This is a genomic window from Kitasatospora sp. NPDC051702 (genome assembly GCF_040681575.1).
GTDB lineage: Bacteria > Actinomycetota > Actinomycetes > Streptomycetales > Streptomycetaceae > Kitasatospora.
Genome location: NZ_JBFAZB010000091.1, coordinates 1 through 9720, shown reverse-complemented (window position 1 = coordinate 9720; position 9720 = coordinate 1). Strand labels below are relative to the sequence as shown.

Annotated in this window: 3 protein-coding genes and 1 pseudogene; all 4 read left to right on the top strand. The window is 77.4% G+C overall.

What is annotated here, in order from left to right:
• Positions 1 to 3375: SDR family NAD(P)-dependent oxidoreductase (locus tag AB0N04_RS38190; protein WP_360223055.1), on the top strand; the 3375-nt coding region annotated here is incomplete at its 5' end.
• A gap of 55 nt (positions 3376 to 3430) precedes the next feature.
• Positions 3431 to 6865 (top strand): annotated as a pseudogene (locus AB0N04_RS38185) (beta-ketoacyl synthase N-terminal-like domain-containing protein); the annotation flags it as partial.
• 139 nt (positions 6866 to 7004) lie between these two features.
• Positions 7005 to 8495 (top strand): FAD-dependent monooxygenase, encoded by a 1491-nt coding sequence (locus tag AB0N04_RS38180; protein WP_360223058.1) that lies wholly within the window; start codon positions 7005 to 7007, stop codon positions 8493 to 8495.
• Positions 8492 to 9720, top strand: a 1229-nt coding sequence (locus tag AB0N04_RS38175; protein WP_360223061.1) for an FAD-dependent oxidoreductase, incomplete at its 3' end; no start/stop codon positions are given. The genes AB0N04_RS38180 and AB0N04_RS38175, both read left to right, overlap by 4 nt.

The window sequence follows — 9720 nt, the reverse complement described above, 5'->3', positions numbered from 1 at the left end:
GCCCGCCGCATCCCCGTCGACTACGCCTCCCACAGCCACCACGTCGAACCCCTCCACCACCACCTCACCCAACTCCTCGCCCACATCAAGCCGCGTCCGTCGACGGTGCCCTTCTACTCGACCGTCACCGCCGAGCCCATCGACACCACGGAGCTGACCGCCGACTACTGGTACCGCAACCTGCGCCAGACCGTCCGGCTGCACGAGACGGTGACCAGGCTCCACCGCGACCGGCACACCCACTTCATCGAGGTCAGCCCGCACCCGGTGCTGACCTACGCCCTCCAGCAGACCCTGGACGACCTGGGGGCGGAGGGCACCGCGGTGCACGGCACGCTGCGCCGGGACCAGGACGACCACGCCCAGTTCCTCACCGCCCTCGCCACCGCCTGGACCACCGGCGCCCCCCTCACCCGCTGGACCACCCGCCACCACGCCCCCACCCACACCGACCTGCCCACCTACCCCTTCCAGCGCACCCGGCACTGGCTCCAGGTGCCGGCCGGGGGCGCCAGCGGCGGGCCCGGGCTGGAGCCGAGCGGGCACCCGCTGTTCACCGGCGCGCTGCCCGTCGCCGAGGACGGCACCCTGGTGCTGACCGGGCGGCTGTCGACCGCCGAGCAGCCCTGGCTCGCCGACCACGCGGTGCTGGACGCGGTGCTGCTGCCGGGCACCGCGCTGGTCGAGGCGGCGCTGCACGCGGGCGCGGCGGTCGGCCTGCCGGAGCTGGCCGAACTCACCCTGGAGGCGCCGGTGCCGGTCGGCCCGGGCGAGACGCTGCAGCTGCAGCTGCGGGTCGGCCCGCCGGACGGCACGGGGCAGCGCCCGGTCGGCGTGCACTCCCGGCCACAGCGCCCGCAGGGCGCGGAACCCGCCGAGTGGACCAGGCACGCCTCCGGCCTGCTCGGCCGGCCCGCCGAGGACCGGCCCGCCGAGGACCGGCCCGCCGGGGACCGCCCCGCCCCACCGGCCGGGGTCTGGCCGCCGCCGGGCGCGGAGCCGCTCGACCTGACCGGCCACTACGAGCTGCTGGCCGCCCGGGGCTACGTCTACGGGCCGGCCTTCCAGGGACTGACCGCGGCCTGGCAGCAGGGCGACGAGCTGTACGCCGAGGTCAGGCTGGACGCCGAACCGGGCGGCTTCGCCGCTCACCCGGCGCTGCTGGACGCGGCCCTGCACGTCCTGGTGCTGGCGGCCGGGGAGCCGGACGGCGACGCGGACGGCGTGCGGCTGCCCTTCGCCTGGCATGGCGTCACACTGCGGGCCACCACGCCGCGGGCGCTGCGGGTGCGGGTCTCCCGGCTGGACGGCGAGGCCGCCTCGGTGGTGTTCCTGGACGGGACCGGCACCGAGCTGGGCGCGGTGGCCCGGCTGGAGTTCCGGCGGATCTCGCACGCCCAGCTGGCCCGTGCGGTGGGGCGTGCCGGGGACGCGCTGTTCCGGCTCGGCTGGACCGCGCTGCCGGTCGGCCCCGTCGCCGCCGCCGACCGCCCGTGGGCCCTGCTCGGCGCGGAGGTCTCCGGCCTCGCCGAGGCGCTGGCCGAGGCAGGCGTCACGACCGTGCGCCACCCCGACCTCGCGGCCGCCCGGGCCGCCACCGCCGACGGCGCCCCGCTGCCCGCCGCCTTCCTCGCTCCGCTCGGCGGAACAACCCCCGGGGACGGCTCCTCGCCACTGCCCGCCGCCCACGCGGGTGCCCGGCGGGCGCTGGCGACGGCCGCCGAGTGGGCCGGGCAGGACTGGACCGGTGACGCCGTCCTGGTCGCCGTGACCACCGACGCGGTGGCCACCGGCGGGCAGGACCGGATCGCACTGGCCGACTCCCCGCTCTGGGGCCTGCTGCGCAGCGCCGTCAACGAGCACCCGGGCCGGTTCGCGGTGGCCGACCTGGACGGCCTGCCCTCCTCGGTGCGCGCCCTGCCGGCCGCCCTGGCCGCGGCGCTGTCCGCCGGGGAGCCGCAGCTGGCGGTGCGCGACGGCGCGGCCCTGGTGCCGCGGCTGGCCCGGGCGGCGGACGGCGGGGCGCCCGCCGCCCTCGACCCCGAGGGCACGGTGCTGATCACCGGCGGGACGGGCCTGCTCGGCCGCCTGGTGGCCCGGCACCTGGTGGTCCGCCACGGCGTGCGCCACCTGCTGCTGACCGGGCGCAGCGGCCCGGACGCCCCTGGGGCCGCCGAGCTCGCCGAGGAGCTGTCGGCGCTCGGCGCCAGGGTGCGGATCGCGGCCTGCGACGCGGCGGACCGCGAGGCGCTGCGGGAACTGCTGGCCGCCGTGCCGCCGGAGCACCCGCTGACCGCCGTGGTGCACTCGGCGGGCGCTCTGGACGACGGCACGCTGGAGTCGCTGACCGCCGAGCGGCTCTCGGCCGTGCTGCGGCCCAAGGCGGACGCGGCCTGGCACCTGCACGAGCTGACGGCCAGCCTGGGCCTGGCGGCCTTCGTGCTGTTCTCCTCGGCGGCCGGGCTGGCGGGCGCGCCGGGCCAGGCCAACTACGCCGCGGCGAACACCTTCCTGGACGCGCTGGCGCAGCACCGGCACGCGCTCGGGCTGCCGGCGGTCTCGGTGGCCTGGGGCCGCTGGGCGGACGGCGGCGGTCTGACGGAGCACCTGACGGCGGCGGACCACGCGCGGATCGCCCGCAGCGGCTTCGCGGCGATCCCGTCGGCGCTGGGCCTGGAGCTGCTGGACCTGGCGCTGGCCTCCCCGGAGCCGCTGCTGCTGGCGGCCACCCTGCACTCGGCGGGCCTGCGGTCGGCCGGGGCGGTGCCGCCGGTGTTCCGGGAGCTGGTGCGGACGGCCGGTCGGCCTGCGGGCGGCTCCGACGGCGGGCGGTCGCTGGCCGAGCGGCTGGCCGCGGTCCCCGCCGAGGAGCGGGACGCCGTGGTGCTGCGGCTGGTGCGCGGGGAGGTCGCGGTGGTGCTCGGTCACGCCGACCCGTCGGCGGTGCCGGTCGAGCGCTCGTTCAAGGAGCTGGGCTTCGACTCGCTGACGGCGGTGGAGCTGCGCAACCGGCTGGGCGCGGCGACGGGCCTGCGGCTGCCGGTGACCCTGGTCTTCGACCATCCGTCGTCCGGCGCGCTGGCCGGCTTCCTGCGGGCGGCGGCCGAGCCCCGGCCGGGGGCCGAGGCGGACCGGCTGCTCGCGGAACTCGACCGCCTGGACGCCGCGTTGGCCGCGGCCGGGCTGGACGAGGCGGGCCTGGGAAGGGTCGCCGTGCGGCTGGAGGCGCTGCGCGGCCGGTGGGGCGCGGCGGCACCGGCCGGGGGCCCGGAGGACCAGGAGGCGGTCAGCGCGTCGATCCGGGACGCGGATCTGGACGGGCTGATGGCGTTCATCGACACCACGCTCGGCCGCTCCGGCCCGGCGGATCACTGAGCCCTGACGGAACGGAAGAGGCGACGAAGCGATGACGGACAACCGGCAGCAACCGGACCAGCAGAAGCTGGTCGACTACCTGAAGTGGGTCACCGAGGACCTGCACCGCGCCCGCCGCCGGGTCGCGGACCTGGAGGCGGAGCGCAGCGAGCCGATCGCCGTGGTGGCGGCGGCCTGCCGCTTCCCCGGTGGGGTGGCCTCGCCGGAGGAGCTGTGGCGCCTGGTCGCGGACGGCGTGGACGCGATCGGCCCGTTCCCGGAGGGGCGCGGCTGGGACACCGCCAACCTGTACCACCCGGACCCGGACCACCGGGGCACCGCGTACGCCCGCGAGGGCGGGTTCCTGTACGACGCGGGGGACTTCGACGCGGCGTTCTTCGGGATCAGCCCGCGCGAGGCGCTGGCCACCGACCCTCAGCAGCGGCTGTTGCTGGAGCTGGCCTGGGAGGCGCTGGAGCGGGCGGGCATCGCGCCCACGTCGCTGCGCGGTTCGCGGACCGGCGTGTTCGCCGGGGTGATGTACGACGACTACGGGGCGCGGCTGTACCCGGCGGTGCCGGAGGGCTTCGAGGGGTGGATCGGCAACGGCAGTGCCAGCAGTGTGGCGACCGGCCGGATCGCCTACACGCTGGGCCTGGAGGGCCCGGCGGTGACGGTGGACACGGCGTGTTCCTCCTCGCTGGTGGCGGTCCACCTGGCGGCGCAGTCGCTGCGTTCGGGTGAGTCCGCGCTGGCGCTGGCGGGCGGGGCGACGGTGATGGCGACGCCGGGGGTGTTCACCGAGTTCAGCCACCAGCGCGGCCTGGCGCCGGACGGGCGGTGCAAACCCTTCGCGGCCGCCGCGGACGGCACCGGCTGGGGTGAGGGCGCGGGCCTGCTGGTGCTGGAACGGCTGTCGGACGCCCGGCGCAACGGGCACCCGGTGCTGGCGGTGCTGCGCGGCTCGGCCGTCAACCAGGACGGCGCCAGCAACGGGCTCACCGCCCCCAACGGTCCGGCGCAGCAGCGGGTGATCCGGGCCGCGCTGGCCAACGCCGGGCTGACCGCGGCGGACGTCGACGTGGTGGAGGCGCACGGGACGGGCACCACGCTCGGCGACCCGATCGAGGCCCAGGCGATCCTGGCCACCTACGGGCAGGACCGTGAGCTGCCGGTGCTGCTGGGCTCGGTCAAGTCCAACCTCGGGCACACCCAGGCCGCGGCCGGCGTCGCCGGGGTGATCAAGATGATCGAGGCCTTCCGGCACGGCGAGCTGCCGCGCACCCTGCACGTGGACGCGCCGTCCCCGCACGTGGACTGGACGGCCGGGCGGGCCGAGCTGCTCACCGGGCACCGCCCCTGGCCGGCGACCGGACGGCCCCGCCGTGCCGCCGTGTCCTCCTTCGGCATCAGCGGCACCAACGCCCACCTGATCCTCGAACAGGCCCCCGCCGCCGAACCCGTGGAACCCGCCGAGCCCACCGCGGCCGCCGCACCCGCGGCCGGGGAGGACGGCCCGCAGGTCTGGCTGCTCTCCGCCCACTCCCCGACCGCGCTGCGCGCCCAGGCCGAGCGACTGCACACCCGCCTCGGCACCGGCGCACCGGCCGACCCGGCCGCCGTCGCCCGCACCCTGGCGACCGCCCGCGCGCCGCTGGCGCACCGGGCCGCGGTGGTCTCGGCCGACCCGGCCGCCCGGCTGGAGGCGCTGGCCGCGCTGGCCCGCGGCGGGGACGCGCCCGCGCTGCTGCGGGCGGGCGCGAAGGGCCCGGTCCCCGGCCGGACGGCTTTCCTGTTCTCCGGGCAGGGCAGCCAGCGCCCGGCGATGGGCCGGGAGCTGTACGAGGCCTTCCCCGCGTACGCGGAGGCCTTCGACGCGGTGGACGCGGCGCTCGCCCCGCACCTGGGGCGGCCGCTGCGCGAGGTGGTGTTCGCGGAGCCGGGCAGCCCGGACGCCGATCTGGTGCACCGCACGGTCTGGACGCAGCCCACCCTGTTCGCCGTCGGCACCGCCCTGTTCCGGCTGCTGCAGTCCTGGGGAGTGCGGCCCGAGCTGGTCGGCGGGCACTCCGTCGGGGAGTTCACGGCCGCCCACGCGGCGGGCGTCCTGACCCTGGAGGACGCGGCCGCGCTGGTCGCCGCCCGGGCCCGGCTGATGGAGGCGCTGCCGGCGGGCGGGGCGATGGTCTCGGTCCGCGCGCCGGAGCGCCAGGTGCTCGCCTCGCTGGCCGGCTACCGGGACCGCGTGGCGATCGCCGCCGTCAACGGCCCGGCCTCGACGGTGATCTCCGGTGAGGAGCGGGCCGTCACCGAGATCGCCGAGCGGTGGCGGGAGCTGGGGCGCCGGACCCGCCGGCTCCAGGTCAGCCACGCCTTCCACTCGCCCCTGATGGACCCGGTCCTGGACGAGTTCGCCAGGGTCGCCGAGGGGCTGGCGTACGCGGCGCCGCGCATCCCGCTGGTCTCCAACCTGACCGGGGCGCTGGCCGAGCCCGAGCTGCTCGCCTCGCCCGACTACTGGGTGCGGCACGTGCGCGAGGCCGTCCGGTTCCACGACGGGCTGCGCACCCTGGTGGCCGAGGGCGTCGGCCGGTTCGTCGAGGTCGGGCCGGACGCGGTGCTCGCACCGCTGGTCCAGGAGGCGCTGGCCGCCGACCGGCCGGGCGCCGAGGTCGTCCCGCTGCTGCGCCGGGAGCGCCCGGAGCGGGCGGCGCTGCTCGGTGCGGTGGCCCGGCTGCACGTCGGCGGGGCCGCGGTGGACTGGGCGGCCGTCCACGGGCCGGGCCCGGCGCCGCTCGCCGACCTGCCGAGCTATCCCTTCCAGCGCCGGACGTACTGGCTGGACGCCGCTCCCGCCCAGGCGCCGGCCCCGGCCGAGGACCGGTTCTGGGCGGCCGTGGAGGCGGGCGCTCCGGCGCTCGCCGAGCTGCTCGGCACCGGGGGCGCCCCGGACACCCCGGCCCGGGACGGCGCCCCGGCCGAAGGGGCCGACGAGGCCGACGGGGCCCTGGTCGCGCGGCTGGCCGCCGTCCTGCCGGAGCTGGCGGCCTGGCGGCGGCGCGTCGCCACCCCGGCAGCGGCCCCGCCGGCAGACCCGCTCGGCGGGGATCCCGCCGAGCCCGCCGGCGAGGACGCGGGCGGGCGGCTGCGCGCGGACCTGGCCGGGCTCGCCCCGGCCGAGCGCGAGGAGGCGCTCGTCGCCCTGGTGCGGCTGCACGCGGCGACGGTGCTGGGCCACGACTCCCCGGAGGAGCTGGGCCTCGCCGAGCCCTTCCTGGAGGCGGGCTTCACCTCCTTCACCGCCCTGGAGCTGCGGACCAGACTGGCCGGGCTGCTGGACACCGACCTGCCCGCGGCCCTCGCCTACGACCACCCGAACCCGACCGCGTTGGCCAGGGAGCTGCTCCGGCTGCTGCCCTGGGAGAGCCTCGGCGGAGCGGTCTCCGAGCCGCTGGCGGCGGCGGTCTGCTCGGGGGCGGCGGCGGGCGCGGGGGAGCCGGCCGGAGTTTAGCCGCCGCAAAGGCCCGGTTTGGCCGCCCGGTCGAGGCTCGGGGGAGGCACCGCACGTCCGCGGTGCCTCCCCCTCCCCCGTTTCGGCGCGCCGCTGCGGCGCGCCCGGGGGACTCCACCTGAACGAAGGAGCCCCGCCCGTGAGCCAGAGGGTCGTCATCGCAGGCGCCGGACCGACCGGACTGCTGCTCGCCGCCGAACTGCGGCTGGCCGGCGTCGACACCGTCGTGCTGGAGCGGCTGCCGGAGCCGAGCGGCGAGTCCCGGGGCCTCGGACTGCACGTGCGCAGCATCGAGATCCTGAACCAGCGCGGCATCGTCGACCGGTTCCGCACCCCGGAGACCGAGGCGTGGCCGGCGATGCACTTCGGCCTGTTCTGGCTGAAGCGCCCGGAGGGCCCGAAGGAGGACTACACCCTCGCCGTCCCGCAGTGGCGCACCGAGCACGCGCTGGAGGGCTGGGCGCGCGAACTGGGCGCGGAGATCCGGCGCGGCCACGAGCTGACCGGCTTCACCCAGGACGCGGACGGCGTGGCCGTCGAGGTCACCGGGCCGGACGGGCCGTACCGGCTGGACGCGGCCTACCTGGTCGGCGCGGACGGCGGCCACAGCAGGGTGCGCAAGCTGGCCGGGATCGGCTTCCCCGGCTCCGGGTCGGCGTTCTACGGCGTGCTCGGGGACGTCGTCGTCCGGGAGGGCGAGACCGTCGCCTACTCGGCCGAGCTCCACCCGGGCGGCTGGATGGCCACCGTGCCGATCGAGAACGGCCGCAAGCTGCGCCTGATGACCACGGAGTTCGACCAGGAGCGGCCGGGCGACGACGTCCCGGTGAGCGACGACGAGCTGCGCGAGGCGATCAAGCGCGTGACGGGTACCGCGCCCGACTTCGAGGAGACCACCTGGCTCTCCCGGTTCGGCAACTCCACCCGGCTGGCCGACCACTACCGCGACGGCCGGGTGCTGCTGGCCGGCGACGCCGCGCACGTCCACTACCCGATCGGCGGGCAGGGGCTGAACACCGGTCTGCAGGACGCGTTCAACCTGGGCTGGAAGCTCGCGGCGGCGGTCCAGGGCCGGGCGTCCGAGGGTCTGCTGGACAGTTACGAGGCGGAGCGCCGGCCGGTGGGGCGCCGGGTCTGCGTGAACACCCAGGCCCAGGTGTCGCTGCTCTACCCGTTGGAGAAGATCACCCCGCTTCGCGAGATCTTCGCCGAGCTGGTGAAGTTCCCGGAGGTCAACGACTTCCTGCTGGCCCTGGTGACCGGCGTCGGCACCCGGTACGACATCCCGCTGCCCGAAGGCGCCGGCGAACCCCACCCCCTGCTCGGACTGCTCGCCCCCGACCTCGAACTCACCACCCCCGACGGCCCGGTCAACCTCACCGAACGCCTCCACCCCGGCCGCGGCCTCCTCCTCCACCTCACCGACGGCACCACCCAGCCGCCCGACACCACCGGCTGGAACGACCGCATCGACACCCTCACCGCCGCACCCCACCCCGACCTCGACACCACCACCCTCCTCATCCGCCCCGACGGCCACATCGCCGCCGCCACCGACCACCCCACCACCCTCCACCACGCCCTCACCACCTGGTTCGGCGCCCCCTCGACCGCCGGCGGTGCCGTATGACGGCCGCTCTGCCGGTGGTGATCGCCGGCGCCGGGATCACCGGACTGTTCACGGCCGCCGAACTCGACCGCGCCGGTGTGCCGGTGGTGGTGCTGGAGCGGTCCGCGCCGGGTGGCCGGACCGCCGCCGGGGTCGCGCTGAACACCGCGGCCGTCGGAGCGCTGGAGCGCCGCGGCCTCTACGCCGAGCTGCGCCCCCAGGCCCTGGCCCTGCCGCAGGTGCACTTCTCGCTGCTGTGGCTGGACCCGGACCGGGCCGGCGGCCGGGCCCGCTACCCGCACCTGCTGCCGCAGGCCCGGGTGGAGGAGCGGATCGAGGCGTCCCTGGGCGCCGGGGTGGAGATCCGGCGCGGACACCGGGTCACCGGGCTGACCCAGCACGCGGACCGGGTCCTCGTCGAGGTCACCGGTCCGGACGGCGGGTACGAGCTGGCCGCGTCCCACCTGGTCGGCGCGGACGGCCCGCGCAGCGCCGTCCGCACCCTGGCCGGCATCCCGTTCCCGGGCGAGGCCGCCGGGTCCACCGGCCTGGCCGCCGACGTCCGGGTGGACTTCGCGGCGGTGCCGCCGGAGGTGTTCGGCGCCCGCCACTTCGAGCGGGGGCTGTTCATGGGAGCGCCGGTCGGGCCCGACCGGCTGCGGCTGATCACCACCGAGTTCGGCCGACCGCCCCGGGAGGACGCCTCCACGCCGGTCACCGGCGAGGAGCTGGCCAAGGCCGTGCTGCGGATCGCCGACCTCGACCTCGGCCCGCTGGAGCCGCTCTGGTCGGGCCGCTTCGACGACGCCGCGCACCAGGCCGAGCGCTACCGCGACGGCCGGGTCCTGCTGGCCGGCGACGCCGCCCACGTCCACTACCCGCTGGGCGGGCTGGCGCTGAGCACCGCGCTGGAGGACGCGCTGAACCTGGGCTGGAAGCTGGCCGCCACGGCGCGCGGCACGGCGCCGCAGGGGCTGCTGGACAGCTACCACGACGAGCGCCACCCGGCCGGCCGGGCCGCCCTGCGGGCCACCCGGGCGCAGACCGCGCTGCTGCACCCGGTGGAGCGGATCGGTCCGCTGCGGGAAATCCTGCGCGAGGTGGTGGCCTTCGACGGCCCGAACCGCTTCCTGGTGGACCTGGCGGGCGGGGTCGGCACCCGGTACGACATCCCGCTGCCCGAAGGCGCCGGCGAACCCCACCCCCTGCTCGGACTGCTCGCCCCCGACCTCGAACTCACCACCCC